20 protein-coding genes are annotated in these 21,917 nt (G+C 59.9%); 8 read left to right on the forward strand and 12 right to left on the reverse strand.

Annotated features, from left to right (window positions below):
• Position 1: 1 nt before the first annotated feature.
• Both ACO9S2_RS15390 and ACO9S2_RS15395 read right to left on the reverse strand, forming a co-directional pair.
• A complete protein-coding gene (locus tag ACO9S2_RS15390) occupies positions 2 to 1,474 on the reverse strand; it encodes a sensor histidine kinase (RefSeq protein ID WP_423723269.1) in 1,473 nt (490 codons plus the stop codon).
• Positions 1,475 to 1,682: 208 nt separating this feature from the next.
• Entirely contained in the window at positions 1,683 to 2,513 is an 831-nt protein-coding gene (locus ACO9S2_RS15395) for a hypothetical protein (protein ID WP_423723270.1), read from the reverse strand.
• Positions 2,514 to 2,823: 310 nt separating this feature from the next.
• On the opposite strand from ACO9S2_RS15395, the gene clpB reads away from it, so the two are divergent.
• Positions 2,824 to 5,424 carry an ATP-dependent chaperone ClpB gene (gene clpB / locus ACO9S2_RS15400; RefSeq protein ID WP_423723271.1) on the forward strand — a complete coding sequence of 867 codons (2,601 nt, stop codon included), beginning with the start codon at positions 2,824 to 2,826 and terminating at the stop codon, positions 5,422 to 5,424.
• Between the two features lie 87 nt (positions 5,425 to 5,511).
• Here the strand turns inward: clpB and ACO9S2_RS15405 are convergent, their stop codons facing one another.
• The 3 genes from ACO9S2_RS15405 to ACO9S2_RS15415 are packed head-to-tail and all read right to left on the reverse strand — an operon-like array spanning position 5,512 to position 7,737.
• Positions 5,512 to 5,937, reverse strand: a complete 426-nt coding sequence (locus ACO9S2_RS15405; protein ID WP_423723272.1) for a hypothetical protein — start codon at positions 5,935 to 5,937, stop codon at positions 5,512 to 5,514.
• Positions 5,938 to 5,983: 46 nt separating this feature from the next.
• Positions 5,984 to 6,187 (reverse strand): hypothetical protein, encoded by a 204-nt coding sequence (locus ACO9S2_RS15410; RefSeq protein ID WP_423723273.1) that lies wholly within the window; start codon positions 6,185 to 6,187, stop codon positions 5,984 to 5,986.
• Positions 6,188 to 6,207: 20 nt separating this feature from the next.
• On the reverse strand, positions 6,208 to 7,737 hold the full coding sequence (locus tag ACO9S2_RS15415) for a YifB family Mg chelatase-like AAA ATPase (RefSeq protein WP_423723274.1): 1,530 nt from the start codon (positions 7,735 to 7,737) through the stop codon (positions 6,208 to 6,210).
• A gap of 129 nt (positions 7,738 to 7,866) precedes the next feature.
• Here ACO9S2_RS15415 and ACO9S2_RS15420 point away from each other — a divergent pair, with 129 nt between their 5' ends.
• Positions 7,867 to 8,517 carry a hypothetical protein gene (locus ACO9S2_RS15420; RefSeq protein WP_423723275.1) on the forward strand — a complete coding sequence of 217 codons (651 nt, stop codon included), beginning with the start codon at positions 7,867 to 7,869 and terminating at the stop codon, positions 8,515 to 8,517.
• Positions 8,518 to 8,570: 53 nt separating this feature from the next.
• Positions 8,571 to 8,807 (forward strand): Lrp/AsnC family transcriptional regulator, encoded by a 237-nt coding sequence (locus ACO9S2_RS15425; protein WP_423723276.1) that lies wholly within the window; start codon positions 8,571 to 8,573, stop codon positions 8,805 to 8,807.
• Here ACO9S2_RS15425 and ACO9S2_RS15430 read toward each other — a convergent pair.
• Positions 8,804 to 9,793, reverse strand: coding sequence for a Gfo/Idh/MocA family protein (locus ACO9S2_RS15430; protein WP_423723277.1), 990 nt, complete (start codon positions 9,791 to 9,793; stop codon positions 8,804 to 8,806). The two genes, ACO9S2_RS15425 and ACO9S2_RS15430, sit on opposite strands and share 4 nt — an antisense overlap.
• Positions 9,794 to 9,975: 182 nt before the next feature.
• Between ACO9S2_RS15430 and ACO9S2_RS15435 the strand changes: the two genes are divergently transcribed.
• Both ACO9S2_RS15435 and ACO9S2_RS15440 read left to right on the forward strand, forming a co-directional pair.
• A complete protein-coding gene (locus ACO9S2_RS15435) occupies positions 9,976 to 10,776 on the forward strand; it encodes a dienelactone hydrolase family protein (RefSeq protein WP_423723278.1) in 801 nt (266 codons plus the stop codon).
• Between the two features lie 43 nt (positions 10,777 to 10,819).
• Complete coding sequence (locus ACO9S2_RS15440) at positions 10,820 to 11,752, forward strand: hypothetical protein (protein WP_423723279.1); 933 nt, start codon at positions 10,820 to 10,822, stop codon at positions 11,750 to 11,752.
• A 5-nt stretch (positions 11,753 to 11,757) separates the two neighbouring features.
• On the opposite strand, the gene ACO9S2_RS15445 is transcribed toward ACO9S2_RS15440, so the two are convergent.
• The 4 genes from ACO9S2_RS15445 to ACO9S2_RS15460 form a co-directional block, all read right to left on the reverse strand.
• Positions 11,758 to 12,174, reverse strand: coding sequence for a DUF423 domain-containing protein (locus ACO9S2_RS15445; protein WP_423723280.1), 417 nt, complete (start codon positions 12,172 to 12,174; stop codon positions 11,758 to 11,760).
• 90 nt (positions 12,175 to 12,264) lie between these two features.
• Entirely contained in the window at positions 12,265 to 12,543 is a 279-nt protein-coding gene (locus ACO9S2_RS15450) for a MoaD/ThiS family protein (RefSeq protein ID WP_423723281.1), read from the reverse strand.
• Positions 12,544 to 12,595: 52 nt separating this feature from the next.
• On the reverse strand, positions 12,596 to 12,832 hold the full coding sequence (locus ACO9S2_RS15455; protein ID WP_423723282.1) for a hypothetical protein: 237 nt from the start codon (positions 12,830 to 12,832) through the stop codon (positions 12,596 to 12,598).
• Positions 12,829 to 15,672 carry an FAD-binding and (Fe-S)-binding domain-containing protein gene (locus ACO9S2_RS15460; protein WP_423723283.1) on the reverse strand — a complete coding sequence of 948 codons (2,844 nt, stop codon included), beginning with the start codon at positions 15,670 to 15,672 and terminating at the stop codon, positions 12,829 to 12,831. Before ACO9S2_RS15460 ends, ACO9S2_RS15455 begins: the two co-directional genes overlap by 4 nt.
• 105 nt (positions 15,673 to 15,777) lie before the next feature.
• Here ACO9S2_RS15460 and ACO9S2_RS15465 point away from each other — a divergent pair, with 105 nt between their 5' ends.
• Positions 15,778 to 16,764 carry a 2-hydroxyacid dehydrogenase gene (locus ACO9S2_RS15465; RefSeq protein WP_423723284.1) on the forward strand — a complete coding sequence of 329 codons (987 nt, stop codon included), beginning with the start codon at positions 15,778 to 15,780 and terminating at the stop codon, positions 16,762 to 16,764.
• A 256-nt stretch (positions 16,765 to 17,020) separates the two neighbouring features.
• On the opposite strand, the gene ACO9S2_RS15470 is transcribed toward ACO9S2_RS15465, so the two are convergent.
• On the reverse strand, positions 17,021 to 19,030 hold the full coding sequence (locus ACO9S2_RS15470; RefSeq protein WP_423723285.1) for a tetratricopeptide repeat protein: 2,010 nt from the start codon (positions 19,028 to 19,030) through the stop codon (positions 17,021 to 17,023).
• 139 nt (positions 19,031 to 19,169) lie between these two features.
• Positions 19,170 to 19,388, reverse strand: coding sequence for a cold shock domain-containing protein (locus ACO9S2_RS15475; RefSeq protein ID WP_423723286.1), 219 nt, complete (start codon positions 19,386 to 19,388; stop codon positions 19,170 to 19,172).
• Positions 19,389 to 19,686: 298 nt separating this feature from the next.
• Between ACO9S2_RS15475 and lptF the strand changes: the two genes are divergently transcribed.
• Together lptF and lptG are read left to right on the forward strand one after the other, a co-directional pair.
• Positions 19,687 to 20,778: an LPS export ABC transporter permease LptF gene (gene lptF / locus ACO9S2_RS15480; protein WP_423723287.1), complete on the forward strand. Its 1,092-nt coding sequence runs from the start codon at positions 19,687 to 19,689 to the stop codon at positions 20,776 to 20,778.
• Positions 20,779 to 20,783: 5 nt separating this feature from the next.
• Positions 20,784 to 21,875, forward strand: coding sequence for an LPS export ABC transporter permease LptG (gene lptG / locus ACO9S2_RS15485; RefSeq protein ID WP_423723288.1), 1,092 nt, complete (start codon positions 20,784 to 20,786; stop codon positions 21,873 to 21,875).
• Positions 21,876 to 21,917: the final 42 nt, after the last annotated feature.

Below are 21,917 nucleotides of genomic sequence, written 5' to 3' on the forward strand. Positions count from 1 at the left end.
CTCAGCTTGCTCCACCGGGCTTGGTCAAGCGAAGAACAAACCGAACCGTCGTGTCTTTTCCGACCTCGCTCTCGATCCAAATTCGACCCCCGTGCGCCTCGACAACCCTCTTGGCCAGCGCCAACCCCAGTCCGCTGCCGGCTAAGTTATGCTTCGACTTATTCTTCCCCTGATAGAACCGCTCAAAAATGTATGGCAGGTCTTCCGCCGCGATGCCCGGACCGGAATCCGACACCGCGACTTCCAACGTGCCGGCCTTCTGGTCCGGCCTAATCTGAATTTTGACGATGCCTCCGTCCGGGCTGAATTTCAGGGCATTGGAGAGGAGATTATCCAGCACTTGCTCGATGCGTGCCGCATCGGCTTTCACCCACAATCGTTCCTCCGGATGCTCGACAAACACCTGCACATGCTTGGAATCAGCCAGTAACTGCACTTTTTTGACGGAAATATCAGCCACCCGCCGTAATTCGGTGGGTACGATTCGATACTCCATCATACCGGCTTCCATCTTGGATAAGTCAAGAATCGTCGAGATCAGGTTGATCAGACGCCGGCTGCTGTCCGCCATGATGAGCAAGGTCGTGCGTTGCTCCGCCTTCAAAGGACCGGGAATTTCGTCGAGCAACAAATGCGTGCCCTCCTGGATGGACGCCATCGGCGTGCGGAGTTCATGCGAGACGTGCGCGAGAAACTCCGCTTTCATATCGTCCAGCTCCTGCAGCTTTTCCCCCATCCAGTTCACGGTATCGACGAGCTCGCGCAGCTCGGGCGGCGCGGCAATGTTAAGCGGCGTGCCGAAATGGCCTTGGCCGATGTGCTTGATGTGGCCCTGCAACTGGCGAAGCGGAAAGAGAATGCTGTAGCTCGCAATCCCAGCCAATCCGAGACCGAACACCAAGGCGACCAGCACCAATTGCTCTGTCGCCGCTTCGGCCTGAGCGGCGCGCGCGCGCGACTCGCCTACTCCCGCGCTGATGCGGGCCTCATGCAGCTCAATGTAGCGCTGAATGGCAGCGGTCATCTGATCCATGAGGAGATCGCGGCGTTCCTCATAGGCCGGCGACGCCGTAAATGACTGATCGTTGGCTTGAGACATTTCATCATGCGCGAGCACCAGCCGCTCCTGAAACATGCGGCCGGTTTCCTGCAACAGCGCCAGCCCCGGCGACCCGGTTTCCTGCGTCCGCAAATGCTCCAGACTCTTCCGGAATTCTTCAACCTCTTCATGAAAGTTCGTGAGAAACGTTTGGTCCTTGGTCGCCAGATATTTCTTCTCGCTGTTTAACTGTTCATACAGCGCCGCTTGAAGATGTTTCGCGGCCTCAACCGCCGGGTAATGGGACAAGGCCATTTCGGTGCTCAGCGCCGTCAGCTGCCGGAGCTGAAACAGCGCGTACAAATTCACGCCGGCCATCACCACAATGATCACCAGGCACGTCAGGACCAGTCGCCAAAAAATCGACAATTGCACGCTCCGGGAAACTTCCGTCCGTGGAGTGTATGCTAGACCAGACTGAAGTGTAGTTAAACCCATACACTATTTCACTTCTCGACTCAAGCGCGTTACCTGCCTCAGGGTCGCTTGGCGGATTATTGTTAACCAACGTTACGTGGAGGCACGCTACCGCAACGCCGCCATGGATAAGGGAATCCTGACAGCCTATGCTCTCGCGGTTGCGCTAACGCCCTGGGTCGAACCCACGGGCGAAGAGCCGCTGACGGCGAGAGGATCCGTGTAGCAATGCAAAGAGGTGGCCACGAAATAGGAGAATGCTCATGGCCACAGGAGGAGTGAGAAGAATGGCGAGAATCCAATAGGCGTCGGCAGGAAGCCCCAGGTAGGAAAACCATCCACCGAGCACCGTGAAAGGCAGAATCAGCAGTTGGAAGAAATCGAGCCCTGCTCCACGACCGAGCCGGCTGGACAAGGAAACAAACTCCCGCAGACCGGTAGGCGACAGCACCACAGGGAGCAAGAAGACGGCGAAGGGGAGAAACCATTCGATCCAGTTTTCCAGCACAAACTCATAGCAGGTCTTGAACACATCAAGGGGGGAGTTATGCCGAACCTGGTAAATGACCTCGGGAGCAGGATTGAGCAAAATAAAGAGGAGCACGAGACAGGCAGAAGAAAGAAACTGACCATAGGGATTGGCTTGCGTGCCCATATCCAGGGCCATGATGGGGAGCCAGAGGACAAAGCCCACCCCGATGACATCCCAGAAGTAATACCCCAGACTGTCGAGAATGTCCTGAAATTGTAGTGTGCGCGCCCCGCTGAGCGATTGCTCGATCAGATGAAGAGTGGCCCCGACGAGCAGCGCATTGGCCGCTCCGAGAATAAATCCTCCGGCCATCCCCAAAGGGCCGGCAATCTGGGAAATGACCACAAACAAGGCGGCAAATCCGACCAGCGCGATCATCGCGACCCAGCCACGGGAGATGGACCGGCCGGTCGCGCGCAGAGCGTCACGATACAGCAAGACCACTGAAGACCAATGGTTATGCATTCACGTCCCGCAGGCCGGAAAAAGCGGTTTTCAAGGCGCCCCCTCCTCGTTGCCCCTAATTAACAGCCCCGCCCGCCCGACAGACGGAGGAAGCACTCTATGGCATCCCTCAACCGATGAACTGAAGAGGCCGCACGGAGCCGACCACTCACGCCAGGATGCGCTGGCCACCATAGTCCGGATCGTGCCGGCGGTCAAGATTCGGGCTCGGGAAATCGTAATCTCCCGTCCTTATGGGTTGACTCGTTCCGGCCCGTGATTATGTGACACCTATAGGACAATTATCGAAACGAACCCGGAGCAGACACCCATGGATATGAACCGAATGACGGTGAAATTACAGGAAGCCTTACAGACCGCCTCTTCCCACGCCATGCGGCGAAGCCATCAAGGGATCGACGTGGAGCATGTGCTCCTTGCCTTGATCGAGCAGGAAGGGGGCACGACCTCCGCCTTGCTGGAACAAGCCGGGGTGGCCGTTTCTGCGGCGCGTCAGGCGGCAGACCAGGCACTGAATAAATTACCTCAGGTGCAAGGGGCGACCGGCGGACCGGGACAGATCCACGTCACCAGCCGGCTCAGCCAGGTCCTCGCCAAGGCGGAGGACGAAAGAACCTCACTCAAGGATGATTATCTCAGCGTTGAACATGTCCTCCTCGCCATGGTGCAGGAAGGCGGCATCTTCAAGAAGCTGGGCGTGACCAGAGACCGCCTCCTGTCAGGACTGCAACAGGTCCGCGGCAATCAACGGGTGACCAGTCAGGACCCGGAAAGCACCTACCAGTCTCTCGAAAAATACGGCCGGGACCTCACGAAGCTGGCCGGGCAGGGAAAGCTCGATCCGGTCATCGGCCGGGACGACGAAATCCGCCGTGTGATCCAGATTCTCTCACGCCGGACGAAGAACAACCCCGTCCTGATCGGCGAGCCGGGCGTCGGGAAGACCGCCATCGTGGAAGGACTGGCCATCCGCATTATCAAAGGCGACGTGCCCGAAGGTCTGAAGCAAAAACGGGTCATCTCGCTCGATATGGGCGCCTTAGTCGCAGGGGCCAAGTTTCGGGGTGAGTTTGAGGAGCGTCTCAAGGCGGTCCTGAAGGAAATCCAATCCTCGCAGGGGCAAATTCTCCTCTTTATCGACGAACTGCACACGGTCGTCGGCGCCGGCGCGGCCGAAGGAGCGATGGATGCGGCGAATCTCTTGAAACCGATGCTCGCCCGCGGCGAGTTGCACCTGATCGGAGCCACCACGCTCGACGAATACCGCAAACACATCGAAAAGGATGCGGCACTGGAACGACGATTCCAGACCGTGTTGGTGGATCAACCGTCGGTCGAGGATACCGTCTCCATTCTCCGCGGGCTCAAAGAGCGCTATGAAATCCACCATGGCGTGCGCATCAAGGACGGGGCCTTGGTGGCGGCAGCGAAGCTGTCGCATCGGTATATTGCGGACCGGTTCCTGCCGGACAAGGCCATCGACCTCGTCGATGAAGCGGCGGCAAGACTCCGGACGGAGATCGACAGCCTGCCGGCCGAGTTGGACGAAGTCTCACGCAAAGTGCTCCAGCTGGAAATCGAACGCGAAGCGCTCAAGAAGGAAAAGGATCAGGCCAGCGCGGCGCGGTTGAGCGCGCTGGAGAGCGAACTCGCCGAGAAGCAGGGGACGGTGCAGGCGCTCAAGACGCAGTGGGACTCCGAAAAGGCGTCCGTGGGGCGTCTGCGCAAAACCCGCGAAGCCATCGAGGAGGTCAAGCAGAAGATCGAGCAGGCGGAGCGTGCCTACGATCTGAATCGGGTGGCGGAACTCCGTTATGGCGACCTCCCCCGCCTGGAGCGGGAATTAGCGATCGAACAAACGTCGTTGGGCAAGAAACAGAATGAAAGTCGATTGCTCAAGGAAGAGGTCGACGAGGATGAGATCGCCGCCGTCGTCAGCCGGTGGACCGGTATCCCCGTCTCGCGATTGATGGAAGGCGAATCGGATAAGCTCCTCAAGCTCGAAGAACTGCTGCACCAGCGGGTCGTCGGCCAGGATGAAGGCGTCCGGGCCGTGGCCGATGCCGTGCTCCGCGCGCGGTCCGGCATCAAAGACCCCAACCGGCCGATCGGCTCCTTCCTCTTTCTGGGCCCGACCGGCGTGGGCAAGACCGAACTGGCGCGCGCCCTGGCGTCAATTCTCTTCGACGACGAAGGCAACCTCATCCGGATCGACATGTCCGAATACATGGAGAAGCATACGGTCGCCCGCTTGATCGGAGCGCCTCCGGGCTATGTGGGTTTCGAAGAAGGCGGCCAGCTGACCGAAGCGGTGCGGCGACGGCCCTTCTGTGTCGTGCTCTTCGACGAAATCGAGAAGGCGCACCACGATGTGTTCAACGTGCTGCTTCAAGTGCTCGACGACGGGCGCCTGACCGATTCTCAGGGCCGGACCGTCGACTTCAAGAACACGGTCCTCATCATGACCTCGAATATCGGCAGCCCGCAGATTCTCGAAGCGCAGCAGACGGGCGCTTCTTATGAGCAGATGCGAGAGGTCGTCATGGGTGAGCTCCGGCAGCATTTCCGTCCGGAGTTTTTGAATCGGGTGGATGAAGCGGTGGTGTTCCATCCGTTGGCTTCCAGCCAGCTGGTAAAGATCGTTGAAATTCAGCTGGAACGGTTGAAAGCGCGGCTCGCCGAGCGGCGCATCACCCTGGCGATCACGGCTGCGGCGCTGGCCTATCTGGGGGAACGCGGCTACGATCCGGTGTACGGAGCCAGGCCGCTGAAGCGGCTCATTCAGCAGGAACTCGAAACGCCGCTCGCACGGCTCCTGGTGAAAGGCGAACTGCGCGACGGAGACACGGCCTCCGTGGACAGGAAAGAGAATACGCTGGTCATTACTCCGACGGTCACGGCGGAGGGCTGATGCCCTCCCCTGGCCGATGCGGCGAAAACCCGGTGTGCTCAGGAAAGCAGGAGTCGCTCAGTAGCCGGCTGGATTGCCGGCATCCTGCTAGCCAATCGTGACCGACCCGCCCTTTTGGTCCTGCGTCACACCGCCGGCCTTGAGCTTGTCGAGCTTCCACTCCTTCTCCGACACTTCCAGGGTATGCCCTTTCATGGTGCGGAATTCTCCTTTGGAAAACATCACGACATCGGGCGCTTTCGCCTCCAACTGAAGCAGCACTTTCCCCGAAGCCGTTTCCTTCAGGACGACGGTCTTGGGAGTCTTCGTCACGTCGTACGCGCGCCGTTCGTTGAATGTAATGTTGCTATCGACCAGCTTCACGAGCATCTTCCCCGTCTGATCGAACAAAGCGAAACTTACCAGCAGCGCTCCCGTCGAGGGATGCTGCGCCACTTGCATAAGAGGCACGCCTTCCACTTCAATCGTGCCGTCGGTATTGCGATAGAGATTCGAGCCGATTTGAAGATCCATGATTCCCCTTTACCTGCTGCGCGTTCGTTATGTAACTGGACCTGTCCTACGATTTCTTGATCCGATCGAGGATCAACGCGATACAACCGCCCAGGAGTCCCCCGCCGATGATCGTCGTCAGCAGTTCGACGAGTTTGAGTTCCCACACAGACCCTTGCGCCTGCATGACTTCACGAATGCCGCCTTGCAGCATGATGACGGCCAACGCCATCGTTGCTCCGATGAGGAACCACCACAAAAAGACTTTCATTGTGGGAAACACGCCTGGTGTTATACCTCAATGGCCCGATCGAGCGCCCGGTATTGAATCGCTTCGGCGATGTGCACAGCCTCGATCTTTTCCGCGTCAGCTAAATCGGCAATCGTCCTGGCCACCCGCAAAATCCGTCCGTGCGCGCGCGCCGACAAATTGAGCCGGGCCATTGCCTGTTCCAAGAGTTCCTGGGGGGCCGTGGACAGCCCACAATACCGCTTCACGAGTCTGGGCTTCAACTGGGCATTCGTATAGATGCCGTCCGACTTGTACCGGGCCCGCTGGCGGTCGCGGGCGGCCAGCACGCGCGAGCGAATCGCCGCAGAACTTTCGCTGGGCGGCTGTTCCGTCCGCAGCTCCCGCACCGGCACCGGAGGAACCTCCAGATGGAGGTCCAGCCGGTCCAGCAAGGGGCCGGACAGTTTCGCCCGATAACGCCGGATCTGAGGCACCGTGCAAACGCAGGGCCGTGACCGGTCACCATAATAGCCGCAGGGACAGGGATTCATCGCGGCGATCAGCATAAACCGGGCGGGATACCGCAACGACCCGCTGGCTCTGGTGAGCGTGACATGGCCGTCTTCGAGCGGTTGCCGCAGCCCTTCGAGCACCGGCCGTTTGAACTCGGGAGATTCATCAAGGAAGAGCACCCCGTTGTGCGCCAATGACACCTCGCCCGGTTTGGGAATGACTCCCCCGCCGACCAGCCCCGCATCGGAAATGCTGTGATGAGGAGCCCGGAACGGACGTACCATCAAGAGAGGTTTCTCAGGAGCCAGTTGCCCCGCCACACTATGGACTCGGGTGGTTTCGATCGCTTCATCCAATTCCATGATCGGCAGGATCGACGGCAGCCGCCGCGCGAGCATCGTCTTGCCGGATCCCGGCGGCCCGACCATCAGGAGATTATGGCCGCCGGCCGCCGCCACTTCCAACGCTCGTTTGGCGTGATCCTGGCCCCGCACATCGGCATAATCTTCATCCTCCGCCGGACGGAGCGACTCCCGATGCACCCGATTCGAGACACAGGGCGGCAACGCCTGAGCCCCCTTCAGAAATTCGACTGCCTCCGGAAGGGCCTGGATCGGATAGGCCGTCACCCCCTCGACAAGCGCCGCCTCCGGCCCGTTCTCCGCCGGCAGCAGAAGCTCGTAGCCTTTGCGGCAGGCCAGCCCGAACGACAAGGCCCCCACAATCGGCTTGATCCGGCCATCCAGCGACAGCTCACCCAGCAGGACACGCCGGTCGAGCGCGGATTGGGGAATGATGTCCTCTGCCACCAGAATTCCGATGGCGATCGCCAGGTCCAGCCCTGAGCCTTCTTTCTTGATCCCGGCGGGAGCAAGATTGACAGTAATGCGTTTGGCGGGGAAATGAAACCCGGTGTTCTTGAGCGCGGCGCGGACACGATCCCGGCTCTCTCGCACCGTCGCGTCGGGCAAGCCCACCACGGAAAATTGCGGAAGTCCGCCGGAAATATCGACCTCGACGTCGACCAGATGGGCATCGAGACCGACGAGCGCAGCGCTCGCGACCTTGGCCAGCATGCGATACACAGCCTTTCTGTGCCCGGGAGACACGGAATTATAGAAAGTCCTGGAATTGGTTGCAAGGGAACAGACCCGGCACTACCCGGTCGGTAGCTCCGCTCCGGCCAACTCTGTATAATGCGGTCCATGTACCTCTGGACGGCTCTCCCAGGGGATTCTCGTCTCGATCTCCCCGCCCTCATGATCAGACGACTGTATCCTGCCCGTTGCCTGGCGCAACTCGCGCTGATCTGCACCCTCTCCATAGGCTTGTCCCCCGCGCCGGGCCACGCCGCCACGCAGCTTGTTCAGACGCCGCGATCAGGAAAAGCTTCTTCTCCGCAGATCGGATCTGTCATGGCCGTGCTGGCCACCTTGCAGGATGCCGAGGTGCTGCCCCCTGAGGGAACCCCCGAAGCCAATCACATCGTCAAGTGGGTGATCCAGTTTCAATCCGTCTTCATGAAAAGCGAGGATGCAAGCGTACAGGCCTTTGCCCGCCGGGCCCTCGCGCCGTCCTACGGGGAGCAGGCGGCAGGTATGCTGGCGTCGCTCCGTTCGACCGGATGGACAGCCGAGATGCTGGAGGCGCTCGCCGATGAGGACGCCCGCACGGGCGAGGACGTGCGACAAACCCTCGTCCCAGGATTCGGCCAATTCAATCTCTCCGTGGAAGATTTTCACGGCTTCATGCAGCTCGTGCGCGAGGCACGACGGTCATTCAACCAGCGCGGGCTCGAATTCCGGACCGTGTTCGCCTCACGCAGGAAGGAGATGCCGGGAGCCGGTTCGAGTTAGGCATCCATCATGTTCAACGACATCGCGTCTCGATGTGAAACAAGGAGGTTCCGATGGCAACCAGAGCGTACATTCTGATCAAGGTGAAGGCCGGCAAAACCAAAGATGTCGTCCAGTCGCTGAAAAAGATTTCCGGAGTTGAGCAGGCCCACTCCTGCTTCGGCCGGCCGGATATCTTCGTCTTCATCAGTGTGCCGGACGAACGGGCCCTCTCGGACGTGGTGATTACGAAAGTCCACTCTATCGAAGGAGTGGAGGAAACGGATACGCATATCGTCGCGGAAGGCTAGTCGGCCAACGGCAAGACGATCGGAATTCCGCCGGATTGTGCGGACCGGTAGCAGGCTTCGGCGAGTTCCACCGCGCGGCAGCCGTCTTCACCGGTGATCGTCATGGGCGCATGCTGTCCCAGCGCCCGCAGAAATTCCCGGACAGTCACCAGCACGGTCTGACTTTGAGGAACCGCCTGTTCCTCAACGACTGCGGTCTGCAGGATCGCGCGCAGCTGACGGTTGCCCCAATCGGCCGTCAGCTGCCCTTCCGAACCGATCCATTCGGCGCGTCCGACGCGGCCGGCAACGACGCGAGCCACCTCGATCACGCAATGCGTGCCGCCCTTCGTGAGGAGATGCGCCATTGCCAGGGTCTCCGGATCGGCAGGCGGAAGCCGGTCCATGATACACCGGACAGCAGAGACCTCTTCCCCCGTCACATGGCGGACAAGATCGAGCAGATGCACGCCGAACTCCAATAACGCTCCCCGCCTGCCATAGCCATCCGCATGAGCGGGGTCGCGCCCCTTCGTTTCAATCCGGCTCGTCAGCACGAGATGATGGGAGCGGCCGATCTTCGGCTTCGCGTCCCGCAGCAACCGGATCGTGTGATCGAACCGCAGCGTCTGCGCCGTCATGAGCGGGACCCCGGCGTTCGCCGCCGCCTCGACCATGGCTCTGGCGTCTTGATAGGTCGTCGCCAGCGGTTTTTCGATCAGCAGCGGCTTCCCTGCGGCCACCGCCGCAAGACAGATATTTTTGTGCAGCATGGGCGGGGTCGCCACGATGATCGCCTCGACCAGCGGATCGGCGATCAGCTCGCTGACGGATCCGTACATCGTGACATGCTCGCTTCCCGGAAGATCGAGCCCCTGTTGGGCATGCTGCCGGCAGACCGCTTGCAGCCGGGCCTGTGGAATATCCTGAATAATGTGACGGGCATAGCGAATGCCGTGGCGGCCGGCGCCGATGAGGCCGAGACCGATGGGAACGGAAGAAGACATGCGCCCTCCAGGTTGCCCACACTGTAGACAGGAAGGGAAACCGGGTCAATGCATCCGTACGATGAGACCGTGCGCTCGCTCCGTTGACATTCCCGCAAACGGTTGCCTATAGTCGGTCTCTCAAGACACTCAGCCCCATATTCTTCTCCGCACCAGAGACCCCTGGGAAAGGTTTGAGCGCCATGACGACGACACATTCGGCACCCTTTACGCTGGAACAAATCGGCACCGGAACCGCCCGATTCCCCAGCGGCGTGCCGATCCCCACCCATAGCGACGCGATGGTGGACCCCTATATCAAGACGCGCATGCCGAAGGAAGTGCAGGTCGAGACGCTCTTATTCTGGCCGCAGGAAAAGGGCGTGTATCCGGGGATCGTGCTGCTCCATGACTGGTGGGGACTGACCGGACAAATGAAAGACCTGGGCGCGCGGCTGGCCTGTGAAGGCTATGTCGTCGTGATCCCCAACCTCTATGGCCGTCTGGGAGGCATGGTCACGGCCAACGACGATGTGGCGGCTGCGCTGATGGGAAAAATGAATGAGGCGCTGGTCGTGCAGGACATCAATTCCTGCTGCGAATATCTCAATACGCGCGACTTTGCCAAACGGAACATTCACGGGGTCGTCGGCTATGGCATGGGCGGATCGCTCGCGTTGCGCTTCGCCACCCAGCGGAAGCGCCTGCGCGCCGCCGTCGCCTACTACGGAAAAATGCTCCAGCCCCGCGAGCTGATGAAAGACGTGCAGGCCCCCATCCTGTACCATCAAGCCGGTCAAGACACCTGGGCGACAGCCGACGACGCCGAGCAACTGCGCGCCGCCGGTACGGAGTACGGGAAGAAAGTCGAGATCCAGACCTATCCGGACGCCCCCCATGCCTTCTGTAACGACATGAAGCGTGACAGCTATCGGCCGGAGCTGACGGCCGCCGCCTGGGAACGGACCGCCCTGTTCCTCAAAACCTGTTTCCAGGGAACCTGATTCAGATCACAACGAGCAGATCCGCAACCCTCACCCCTGAGCTATGCACGCCTCAACCCGCATGATTGTCGCCGTCATTGTCCTGTCGAACCTCTTGCTCCTGTCCGGCCATCTCATCGGTCCTACACCAGTCAGCGCGACGGAGCAGCCGGCCGGGCCGGTTGATTTCGTGCCCGTGATGCAGAAGTACGGCGAGCAGCTCAGCACCATCACCGGCGATCCACAGGCCATGGGGCTCTTCGTGGCCCACATCGGTCCGGCACTCGGTCTGCACGATGTTGCCACGACGCTCGCGGCGAAAAACATTCCATCCAAAATCGCCAAAGAGCTGGCCATCCAGGAACTGACGGGCTCCGCCCAACGGCTCATCGCCAGCCTCGCCGCCTGGCAGACGGCCGAGCGGGTGACGCAAGCCCTCAGTGAGCGCACCAACCCCGTCGTCACTCCTCCGGCAACGCTGATAGACTGGATCCAGGCCGCTTTGCCTTTCCCCGCTCTCGCTCAGACAACCAAGGAATTGACGCAGCTGGCCGAGGTGAAACCGGACGCAGCCGCAGCCGATCGCACGCCGCTCGCCCTGTCAGCGGGACGGCTGGCGCTCGAGGCACAACAGCGGGCAATCACGGAATGGTACCAACTCAAAACATGGAAAGATCGGGTTCGAACGGTGCGGGGCCGCAGCCGGCTCTGCGGGACCTGGCAATGGATCATTCACAATCATCAGCAGCATCACCAAGAACAAAAGCTCTCCTTGATCTTCCCTCCTCCAGGGCCTGACTATCCTCTGGTATCAGGACTGGTCGAAACCGTGGTTCTCGGAGAAAATGTCTATCTCCGTTGGGAAATCAACGGCCAGGTCCAGGAAGACAGCCTGCAATTCACCAAAGAAGGGAAGGGGTTGGAAGGAACCTTTGTGAACTCGCAGGGCGGATGGGGTTCGATCAGCGGAAAACGGACCAGCGACTGCAAACCGTAGCCCGGCTACCGGCCACACTCTCGATCGTGCGATGATATCGGCCCACGCCAAATGGACCAGCCGAAGAGACTCCATCCGGTGATAAAAGCCAGTCCCCCGATCGGTGTAATCGCGCCCAGCCAGCGAATGCCGAGCAACGACACGCCGTAGAGGCTCCCGCAAAACAAGACCGTCCCTGCGGCGAAGCACCATCCCGCGCGCGCTGCCTGAGGGCGGTCGAAAGCCCGTCCGGCCAACCCGGCAGCCACCATTCCGATCGCATGATACATCTGATAGCGCGCCGCCGTTTCAAACACCGTAAGCATCGACGGCTCCAGCGCGCTTTTCAGCATATGCGCCCCGAACGCGCCGGCGGCCACTGCCAGACCTGCCGAGAGACAACCGAGCGCGGTGAGAGACCGCAAAGACCCTTGTGACGACATGAATCGCTCGCTGTCTCGTGGATACTCAGAGATGGCCGCACTGGCGGCGCATTCCAACAGACTCGGAATAGAGGCAATCTGTGCCACCGGCTACATGGGAATGTCCCTCGTCCCATCGTAGGCGTTGTGCGACTGGAACGAGACCTTGACGGTGTCCCCATTCTTCACAACGGTGTCTTCGGTCCCGACTTTCTTGTTCACCGTGATCAGCGCTTCGCGGCTGGCGATAAACCGGAGCAGCGGACCGAGTTGACCGGCATTGGCCTCGATCAATTTTCTGACCGTTGTGGCCTCGCTCGTCGCGATGGAGAACTCGTTCTCCCCCACGGCATCCTGGAGAGTTCTGCCGAATACCAGTACGGTTACCATATCAATGTTCGTTCCTTCCTACTCAGGAGCAATGAGCGGAGAGCGCGTGCCTTCATGAGCGCGCATGACAACGGAGACAATCCTGCCGCTTGGGATGGCGATCCGGGACCGGCTTGGCTCCACCCGCCTGGTGACATTGGACGCACCCTTTCTCCACGGTGACATCGCGATGTTCGGGCGTGGCGGGAATCATGGGATTCCGGTCTTTCGGCGTCGGCAACAACGACACACCCACCACGACCGCCACGGCAAACAGCACAAACAGCCAATCCACTTTTCTCAATTTCATGTCGATGTCGCCTTCTGAGCGTCTGCCGCTTCGTAGGACTCCCGCAGAAGCTGCGCCACATGCTTTACGTCCGCCCTGCCCTTCAAGCCATGTTTTAATTGAATCATGCAGGCCGGACAGCTGGTCGCCACCACTTCAGCCCCGACCTGTTCGATCGCCCGGGCTTTCCGCTCGAAGATCTTCTGCGACGTATCGTAATCCTTCACCAGAAACGTGCCGGCGCCGCCGGCGCACCGGTCCGCATCCGGCATTTCCGCATAATCCATCCCGGGCAATCCTGCCAGAATCTTCCGCGGCTCTTTCGTGACGCCGGCGGCTCGTAAGTGGCAGGAGGAATGGTACGTCACGCGCTTCGTTCCGGTCGCGGCGGCGCCCATCGGAGGATGTTGCGGAGACCGGGCGACAAATTCTGCGATATGGACGACCTTCTTCGCCAATGCTTCGGCCTGCCTCCGCTCCTCCCCCTCTTCGAAAAGAGCCGGATAGTCCTTCAACATCAGCGTGCAGGAGGCACAGCCTGTCACAATCGTGTCATATGAAGCAAACGAGGCGAGATTAAAGCGCGCTCCTTCCCGCACTAGATCCTGATGTCCGTAGGTTTGAATCGGCGTGCCTGAACAGCGCTGTGGCGGCAGATCCGGCTCGACACCGTGCTTCCGCAACACCGCAATCACCGCCTCACCCACCCCGTCGTCGAAATAATTTGCGGCGCAGCCATGAAAGTACGCGACGCCTCCCGCAGCCGGTCTCGCGCCGTCACGGGGAACAAGGCCGGCATGCCGCTCCCGTAAATGGAGCGCTGCCAATCGAGGCAGCAGCAGGTCATGCGGCAATTTCGCCGTCGGGGCGAGGAATTTCATGATGGGGTTCGACACCCACTCCAGCACTCGCCGGAACATTGGTCGATCCCAGAAGGATTGCGTGTGTCCCAGCAACCGCAACACGGCACCGAAGGTCTTTCCCCTCGCCTGCCAACGGAAGATCAACCCCGCCAGCCGATTGGGATGCTCCGCCCGCTTTTTCAAGATGAGATCGGAGACATCGACGCCAGCCGGGCAGGCCGTCCGGCAGGACTTGCAGTTCAGACAAGACTCGACGACCCGCTTCGAGTTGAGATAGCTGTAGTCCTTCGACGTGACGATCTCAAACCAGCCCCGCGAGCTCATGTCTTCCGATTGAAACACGTCGTAGACCGGACAGACGGCATTGCACTTGGCGCAGGTCGCACAGGACTTGGAGAGCCTGGTGTAATCGATGTGCTCGGTGAACGAGGCCTCACTGATCTTGATACCGGGATTGAGCACACCGGCAGGATCGAAGCTCTTTTTCACCTGGATGAAGAGACTGTAGAGGTCGTCTCCAAACATCTTCCTCACATATTCGGCGCGAACCCGCCCATCGCCATGCTCACCGCAGATCGACCCGCCGAATCGATTCAGTACGGCGCTATGGATTTCATGGTATCCATGAACCATATTCTCGAAGTCGCTGGAATCATTGACGTCGAGCAGCGGGACAATGTGCGCGTTCCCATTCCCGATATGGCCGAAGATCGCCACCGGAACCCTCTGCCCCGCAAAGAACTCTTCCAGATATCGGATCAGTTCGCTGATGCGCTCGGCGCGCACGACCACGTCGTCAACGAAATTGATGGGCTTCTTGCGCGGATCAAACCGATAAAGCGTCGGGTACAAGGCCTTGCGGGCCTTCCACAGTTGCTCGCGCTGCTCCTGATCGAAGGCGAGCGTCAGGTCGGCGGCCAAACGGAAAGGCCGGCAGACCGCCGCCATGCGCCCGGCCTGCTCCCGGAGATCAACATCGACTGAATCGGCATCGAGTTCGGCCAGCAACGTGGCTGCCGCATCGACAGGAATGCCATGCTTCGCCCTCCCGATCAGATCCAGCGTATTGCCATCCATCACTTCGAGCGCACTGGGATGCAATGCGAGCAACTGCGGCACAGCCGACCCCACATCCTCCAGGTGCCGGAAATGGATGAGCGCGGTCAGGGTCGCCTTCGGCTTATCAACCAGACGCAAGGTCGCTTCGCTCACGACCCCGAGCGTCCCTTCACTGCCGACGAAGAGTTTGGGCAGATCGAGCTGCCCTTGGGCCAGCCCATCGACCAGCCCGAATAAGTTATAGCCGCAGCTGTTTTTGCTCACAGTCGGTCGTTTGGCGGCAATCAGATCGGCGTTTGACTGTGTCAAGGCCAGCAGGTCCCGGAGCGACGACGTCGAGGCAAGCAGCCCTGCCAGCGCCGGATCGCCCAACGCATACGACCGCGCCTCCAGCCACGCGCCTGACTCCAGACACACACGAAGCCCATGGACATTGTCCTTCACCGACCCGTAGCGGAGCGTGTGCGGTCCGGACGAATTATTGGCGAGCATCCCGCCGAGTTTGCACATTTCGCCGCTGGACGGATCGGGCCCAAAGAGCAGCCCCTGTCGCGCGAGCTGTTTATTCAACTCCGCCAGCACGATGCCCGGCTGAACCCTGGCCCAGTGTTCTTCCCGATTTACCTCGAGCAGGCGATTCATGCGGGAGATGTCGAGAATGATCCCACTACCGATGGCTGACCCGGTGAGATTCGTGCCCGCCGCGCGCGGCGTGAGCGGAATGCCGCGTTGCACCGCATAGGCGATGGTCGCCGCAATATCCTCCTCCGACTCCGCCAGCACCACCGCCTTCGGCTCCATGCGATAGATGCTGGCATCGACGGCATAGGCGGTCCTGGTCGGAAAATCGTCTTTGACCTTGTCGGTTCCAAGCGCCGCGCGAAGATCAGCGGCAATGGCGTGGGAACGATCCGGCAGAATGAGGGTTGGTGCACTCATGGCAATATCGTGGGGCATTCTAGACGCCCGGCCATTGGAGAACAAGAGCACGCTTGTTGGCTCAGCGGATAATCCCCTAGAATAGCGCCTTACTTAGGAGGTCTCATGTCCCACCCGCTGCTGTACCTGACCCGGCTCCTGCCGGAACCGGTGATGACCGCCCTGCGCAAACGGTACACGTTGGTGTCCGAACCGGCGGAAGACCACCTTCCCACCGACGAGGATCGCCGGAAAGGATTCGCCCAGGCCGATGCGGTGATTTGCACCCTGACCGATCCCGTCACAGATGCCCTATTGGCAACGGCTCCCCGCCTGAAGATCGTGGCGAACTATGCGGTGGGCTACAACAACATCGATGTGGCGGCCGCCACGCGGCGCGGGATTATGGTGACGAACACGCCGGATGTGCTGACGAACGCCACCGCCGATCTGACTTGGGCCTTGATGCTGGCTGTGGCCAGGCGCGTGGTTGAAGGCGATCGCTGGATCCGCTCCGGCAGCTGGCCGGGCTGGGCGCCCACTCAGATGCTGGGCACCGATGTCTCAGGGAGAACGCTGGGAATCATCGGAATGGGACGCATCGGCCGGGCCGTGGCGCGACGGGCAGCGGGATTCGATATGCGCGTGCTCTACACCAGTCGGCACAGACTCCCTCACTCCGTGCTCTATGCCGGATGGGAACAGGCCTCGCTTCAGAAGGTCATCGAGCGATCAGACTTCTTGTCGCTGCACGTGCCCCTCACTGAATCAACTCGCCACTTAATCGGGGCGCAGGAACTCGCCGCCATGAAACCGACGGCCATCTTGCTCAACACCGCGCGCGGCCCCGTAGTCGATGAGGCGGCGCTGTTGGGGGCGCTGCAACAAGGGACGATCGCCGGCGCAGGGCTGGATGTCTATGAGCGGGAACCGAAAATACAGGCCGGATTGGAACAGCTTTCAAATGTCGTGCTGCTGCCACATCTAGGTTCTGCGACGCAGGAGACCCGAATCAAGATGGGCCTCATCTGCTTAGAGAATATTGAGGCGGTCCTTGCTGGAAAAGCCCCCCTCAACCCCGTGGGCCAGCACTCTCGATCAGCTGATGATTAACGCCCCCTTCAGACATGACAACGCACAAGAGTATTCGGCCTGATTCCCCGAAAGATGTTCAACGCGGCCGTCCAGCAAGGTCGCAGCGAGCGAAGAGGCGAGGAGGTACACACCACACTTCGTGCGATCCGTTCGCCCCTCTATTATGTCTTGGCGAACGGAGAATACCCGTCGCTCCGTACCTCCGAGGCGCCATCTTGACGTTGAGCCTCTGAGCGAGGCAAGAGCGCCGCTGGCGGACGTTTTCAACAGCCCGCTAGCTGGCGAACCGAAACTCCGTGGGGGTCGGGCAATACTTCCCTCGAAGCGATTCCAACCGTTTCGGCACATCATGGAATGAAGGAATGGTTTCGTAGGTTTGTGCCGCCTGTTCCCACAATGACTCTGTTTCGTACAACATCCCGAGTTCATACCGTATCGCCTGGCCCTTCGCCCCTTGGCAGCGCGGATCCGACAACACCGCTTCAAGCCCCCGAATAGCCTGACGATACTGACGCTGATCCTTCATGCATACGGCGGTCATGAGACAGGAGTCGAGATAAAAGGAGTCGGATGCCTTCGACATCTGAAACTCGGCCAGCGCATCATCGTACAGTCCCATGTTCCTATAGGCCACCCCAAGTGTGTAGTGGGCCTCATAATCCGGAACGCTCTGCGGGGACACGGAGACCACATCCGACGCAACCGCGATGATCACCGGCTCCGCAGCCGGAATCGTCGGGATCTCCTCAACAGGCGGCACAACCGCAGCAACGGAAATCTCTGCTACCTGCACTCCATCAGAAGCGACCCCGCTGGCTACAGACAGCGGTTCGCATTCAAAGTGATCGGGAGGAGGCGTCAGATGATCGAATGAGGGAGCCGGCATGCCCTGCACAGCACCAACCTCCTCAGAATCAGCCGCAACCAGAGAACATACGAATTCATCCGAAGCCGCGCCAGGCATGGCCGCCCCCTGCTGAGAAGCAGATTCATCCCCGACTAACTTATAGCCATTCGCCTGAACGGCGTCGCCCTCTTGCGAAACCACCCCCGCCGTCAGGCTGCCATCGGCTGCAGGCCCGGTAACAGCGCTCTCGCCCGTTGCCGGCCCTCCCATCCTCGCCGCTAACCGGGCCACAAGATCCGACCCCGGAGCAAGGGCCTTCACTTTGTCGAACAATTCCTCGTGCAAACTCTCCATCCCCGGCTCGGGATGGGCTAACAACAACTCAACTGCCTTGGCATACTGCTCCGCCGCTGCCCCCGCCGCCCCTCGCTCCTCATGGAGTTCCGCATAGAGTTCCAGCAAAGGAACTGAATTGGGCTCGGCAGCCAGAAATTCTGTGATCAGCGCTTCGGCAAGCGGATAATCCTGCGCGCGCAACGCGGCTCCGGCCAGAAAGCGATACTCCCCGAGCGCCACCTGAATATCGCCGCGCAGCAAATGCAGCCGGGCCAGCAGCTGACAGACTTGCGGGTTCCCCGGCTCTCTAGTGAGCAACTGATTCAGGATCGCCTCGGCCCCGGCATATTGCTTTTGATCCATCCGGCGAGTGGCTTCGGCCAGAAGATCCAATGGCTCCATCGACTTCAGGGCCGGCGTGACCGGGCGACCGGAGGATTCTACCTGCTGGGAAGGCAGGCTTCCTGTTGCCGGACTTTCCACAAACTGCACCGCCTCGCTGTTCTTCGGATCAATCCGCAGCACAGCCAGATAGGCATCCTTCGCCTCATCATACCGCCCCTGTGCGGACCGCTCTCTCCCCAGCTGGAGATACACCTTTGTGGCTTCGTCCTGGAGATTTTCCTGAAGGCACAGCTCCGCGACACGCTGTTGGGCGTCAAGGTTGGAGGGATCCTGACTGACGATTTTCTTATAGATTTCGAGCGCTTCCTTACCCTTCCGCTCTTTGAGGTAATATTTCCCCACTGTCAGATAGTCTTGGATCGCGCTGCTGAGTAATCCACGTTCGGCATTGAGATCGCCGAGATGGCGATAGACATCGTAGCGGGTGGGATCGACTTTGAGGACCTTTTTGTAGGTGGCAATCGCTTTGAGCGTGGCGCCTTCCGATCGGAAGGCCGCCGCCGCCTGGAGGAATGCCGTCACGGCTTCGGCGACGCTGTTCCGTTTCAGATGGAGGTCGCCGATGGAATTATGCACGCTCCCGTCGTTCGGAACCTCCATCGCCAGCTTCTTCCACTCGGCGATGGCCGCATCATACTGGCCGCGAGTGGCCAGCGATTGAGCGCTGTGCAAAACCTTGCTACGGTCGAGAGCCAAAAGCCACTCCTTACACAGGAATACGCAAACGCTAACAGTCTCCCCCCCGTTTGTAAAGGAAATGGCAAAAAGCAAAGGGGCCTGCTTCCCCGAAGGAAAGACAGGCCCCCATGAAACGCGGACTCTCAGTCTGGCGCGGTTACGAAGCTGCCACGGCGGACTTCAGGACATTGGCGGCTTGCGGCCCCTTGGCCCCCTGGACGATATCGAATTCAACGTTTTCGCCTTCCTTCAGCGTCTTGAATCCATCCCCCTGCAACGCCGAGTAGTGGACGAAGACATCCTCCCCACTATCGAGCCGGATGAATCCAAACCCCTTCCGGTCATTGAACCACTTCACCGTTCCTTTTGTCTTCACAATACCCCCCTTTCCTCAACGACCACGCGCAGTTGCGTAGCCGGCTAGACTAGCCGTAGATGGACCCGGATACATGCGATGAAAAGAAATGGAGACTCGAGGAGAAGACGTGACGGGAACCTGCGGAAAAAGATTAATCACTCACGGAACCCATCGGTGAAAGAAAAACCGCGCTGGAAGTAACATAGCGACTCCCCCTTGTCAAGCAATACTTCATCCCCTTGCGCCATCTCCCGCGGTTTACAAGGCGGGACGACTCCCCTATAGTGGCGAAACAGTTCCCATAACGATTGCACCTGTGATTCTACGAACCCTGCTCGACCGGTATATTTTTACCGAACTGCTCTCCCCCTTTGGCCTGAGCCTCGGAGCCCTGTGCTTCATCATGCTCACCAGGGAGTTGCTCCGCCTCGTCGAACTCCTGGTTTCCAAAGGGGTCGGACTCTGGGCCGTGATGAAAGTCTTCGCCACGCTGCTGCCCTCTTTCCTGGTGCTGACGCTGCCCATCGCAGGCATCATCGCGTCGATCACAGCCTTTGGACGCCTCTCCTTCGATAAAGAGCTGGTCGCCATGCGCGCAGCGGGGCTGAGCCTCTTCCGTTTGACCCAACCGGTCCTTCTGTTCGCCATCTCCGTATTCGGGTTGACGCTCCTGCTTTCCCAATGGGGACAGCCATGGAGTTCGCTCAATCTGAAGAAGGTCGCCCTCAACCTCTTGCGCGATCAACTCGTCCTGGCGCTTGAACGCGGGGCCTTCAACGAACCGATCCCGAATGTGGTCATCTACATCCCCGACGACCGGTCAGGACAGTCCGCTACCGGCATCTTCGTCTCGGACGAACGGGCACCTGACGAACCGCGGATCATTGTCGCCGAAAGCTACCAGGTCTTGATGGACGCCGAGCATGAACAAGTCGCCCTCCGGTTGGTCAACGGCGTGATTCATAGCCGCCCGGATGTCGTCGATCAGTACCAGCAGGTCTCCTTTACCAACTATGATTTGAGGATGAATCTGAGTCAAAGCGGCTATGCCGCAACTGAAGAGCGCCCCACCTATGCCAGTATTCTGGCAACGCTGAATGCCACCCAATGGAAGGATCAGCAGGCCTTGCGCCGCCTGATGGAGCATTATAAAGATCTCGCCTTCCCGACCGCGTCGCTGGTCTTCTGCCTGATGGGCGTCCCGGTCGGCATTGTCTCGAAACGCTCGGGACGCATGGGGGGATTTGCCGTCGGCGTCCTGATCGTCGTCGCCTATTACATTTTGAATATCGCCTGCGAGTTTCTCGTCACGACGCTCATGATCTCTCCGTTTGCCGGAGCCTGGCTGCCGAATGGCCTCTTCACGCTCCTCACCATCTGGCTCTTCTTCAACATGAGCCGCCAATAGCCGCCATGACCATTCTCTTCCGCTATATCCTCCGCGAATACGCCAAGATTTTTCTCATGTGTTTCTCCGGTCTGATGACCATTTACCTCGTCATCGATTTCTTCGAAAAAGTCCGCCGGTTCCTTCGATATGACGCCAGCATGCTCGACGTGCTGAGCTATTTCGCGCTGAAGACGCCGGCCATCTCGTTCCAAATTACACCGCTGGCCATCCTCATGGCCACGCTCCTGACATTGGGCCTCTTTTCCCGGAACAACGAAATTACCGCCATGCGCAGTTGCGGGATCAGCCTGCCCTGGATCGCCTCTCCCTTTCTGATCTTCGCGATGGGCATCTCCCTCATCCTGCTCAGCTTCAGCTCGACCGTCATCCCCCTGGCGTCCGAAAAAGCGGAGCAGATTCGCCTCGTCAAAATCGAGAAGAAGCCGGCCCCCTTGGCGGTGAAGCCGCCTCGTCCATGGGCGAGAACCGACGCCAACACGCTGATGCACATTTCAGCGATTGAAATCGGCGGGGCCGTCCTCCACAACGTGCATCTCTACCACCTGCAGGATGGCTTCAGGCTGGACCGGATGACGGAGGCCGCCACCGCGCATTACACTCCGGAAGGGTGGGTCCTCTCACAGGGAAACCAGCGCCGCTTCAACCCGAACGGCACGGTGGCGCTGGTCGAGTTTACCCAACAGCCCATCGAACTCTCGCTCATCCCCGACGACTTTACCACCTGGCTGGCAGGAGACTCCGAAACGATGACGGCACGGGAGATCCGGCACTACCTGGCCCGTTTCAAAGGCGAAGGGTTCTCGTTCTCCCGTCTTCTCACGGATTATTACGGACGCCTGGCGTTCCCCTTTGTCACCCTCATCATGGTGGTCGTCGGCATTGCCTTGAGCCTGCGCCGAAGCGGGGTTCGCGGAGGGAGCATGGCCATGGGAATCGGCCAGGCGTTCGTCGTCGGCTTCTGCTACTGGACCACCCATTCCATCGCGATCGCCTTGGGGCGCGGCGGCGCGCTGAACCCGATGCTCGCCGGATGGATGGCCAATCTCCTGTTCGCAAGCTTCGGCCTGTACCTCCTGCTGAAAGTTCGGTACTAAGCGAGCCGGAGAGCGGTTGACTGCATGAACACCTTCCGGTAA

This window comes from Nitrospira sp. NS4 (assembly GCF_049546785.1).
Taxonomy (GTDB): domain Bacteria; phylum Nitrospirota; class Nitrospiria; order Nitrospirales; family Nitrospiraceae; genus Nitrospira_D.

What these genes read in the sequence shown, in the direction of transcription:
- ACO9S2_RS15410 (WP_423723273.1), bottom strand. Translation starts at nt 6,187, where the DNA reads ATGAAAGTCTTTTTGTGGTGGTTCCTCATCGGAGCAACGATGGCGTTG.
- ACO9S2_RS15395 (WP_423723270.1), bottom strand. Translation starts at nt 2,513, where the DNA reads ATGCATAACCATTGGTCTTCAGTGGTCTTGCTGTATCGTGACGCTCTG.
- clpB (WP_423723271.1), top strand. Translation starts at nt 2,824, where the DNA reads ATGGATATGAACCGAATGACGGTGAAATTACAGGAAGCCTTACAGACC.
- ACO9S2_RS15435 (WP_423723278.1), top strand. Translation starts at nt 9,976, where the DNA reads ATGACGACGACACATTCGGCACCCTTTACGCTGGAACAAATCGGCACC.
- ACO9S2_RS15465 (WP_423723284.1), top strand. Translation starts at nt 15,778, where the DNA reads ATGTCCCACCCGCTGCTGTACCTGACCCGGCTCCTGCCGGAACCGGTG.
- ACO9S2_RS15425 (WP_423723276.1), top strand. Translation starts at nt 8,571, where the DNA reads ATGGCAACCAGAGCGTACATTCTGATCAAGGTGAAGGCCGGCAAAACC.
- ACO9S2_RS15430 (WP_423723277.1), bottom strand. Translation starts at nt 9,793, where the DNA reads ATGTCTTCTTCCGTTCCCATCGGTCTCGGCCTCATCGGCGCCGGCCGC.
- ACO9S2_RS15455 (WP_423723282.1), bottom strand. Translation starts at nt 12,832, where the DNA reads ATGAAATTGAGAAAAGTGGATTGGCTGTTTGTGCTGTTTGCCGTGGCG.
- ACO9S2_RS15450 (WP_423723281.1), bottom strand. Translation starts at nt 12,543, where the DNA reads ATGGTAACCGTACTGGTATTCGGCAGAACTCTCCAGGATGCCGTGGGG.
- ACO9S2_RS15405 (WP_423723272.1), bottom strand. Translation starts at nt 5,937, where the DNA reads ATGGATCTTCAAATCGGCTCGAATCTCTATCGCAATACCGACGGCACG.
- lptG (WP_423723288.1), top strand. Translation starts at nt 20,784, where the DNA reads ATGACCATTCTCTTCCGCTATATCCTCCGCGAATACGCCAAGATTTTT.
- ACO9S2_RS15420 (WP_423723275.1), top strand. Translation starts at nt 7,867, where the DNA reads ATGTACCTCTGGACGGCTCTCCCAGGGGATTCTCGTCTCGATCTCCCC.
- ACO9S2_RS15440 (WP_423723279.1), top strand. Translation starts at nt 10,820, where the DNA reads ATGCACGCCTCAACCCGCATGATTGTCGCCGTCATTGTCCTGTCGAAC.
- ACO9S2_RS15445 (WP_423723280.1), bottom strand. Translation starts at nt 12,174, where the DNA reads ATGTCGTCACAAGGGTCTTTGCGGTCTCTCACCGCGCTCGGTTGTCTC.
- ACO9S2_RS15460 (WP_423723283.1), bottom strand. Translation starts at nt 15,672, where the DNA reads ATGAGTGCACCAACCCTCATTCTGCCGGATCGTTCCCACGCCATTGCC.
- ACO9S2_RS15415 (WP_423723274.1), bottom strand. Translation starts at nt 7,737, where the DNA reads ATGCTGGCCAAGGTCGCGAGCGCTGCGCTCGTCGGTCTCGATGCCCAT.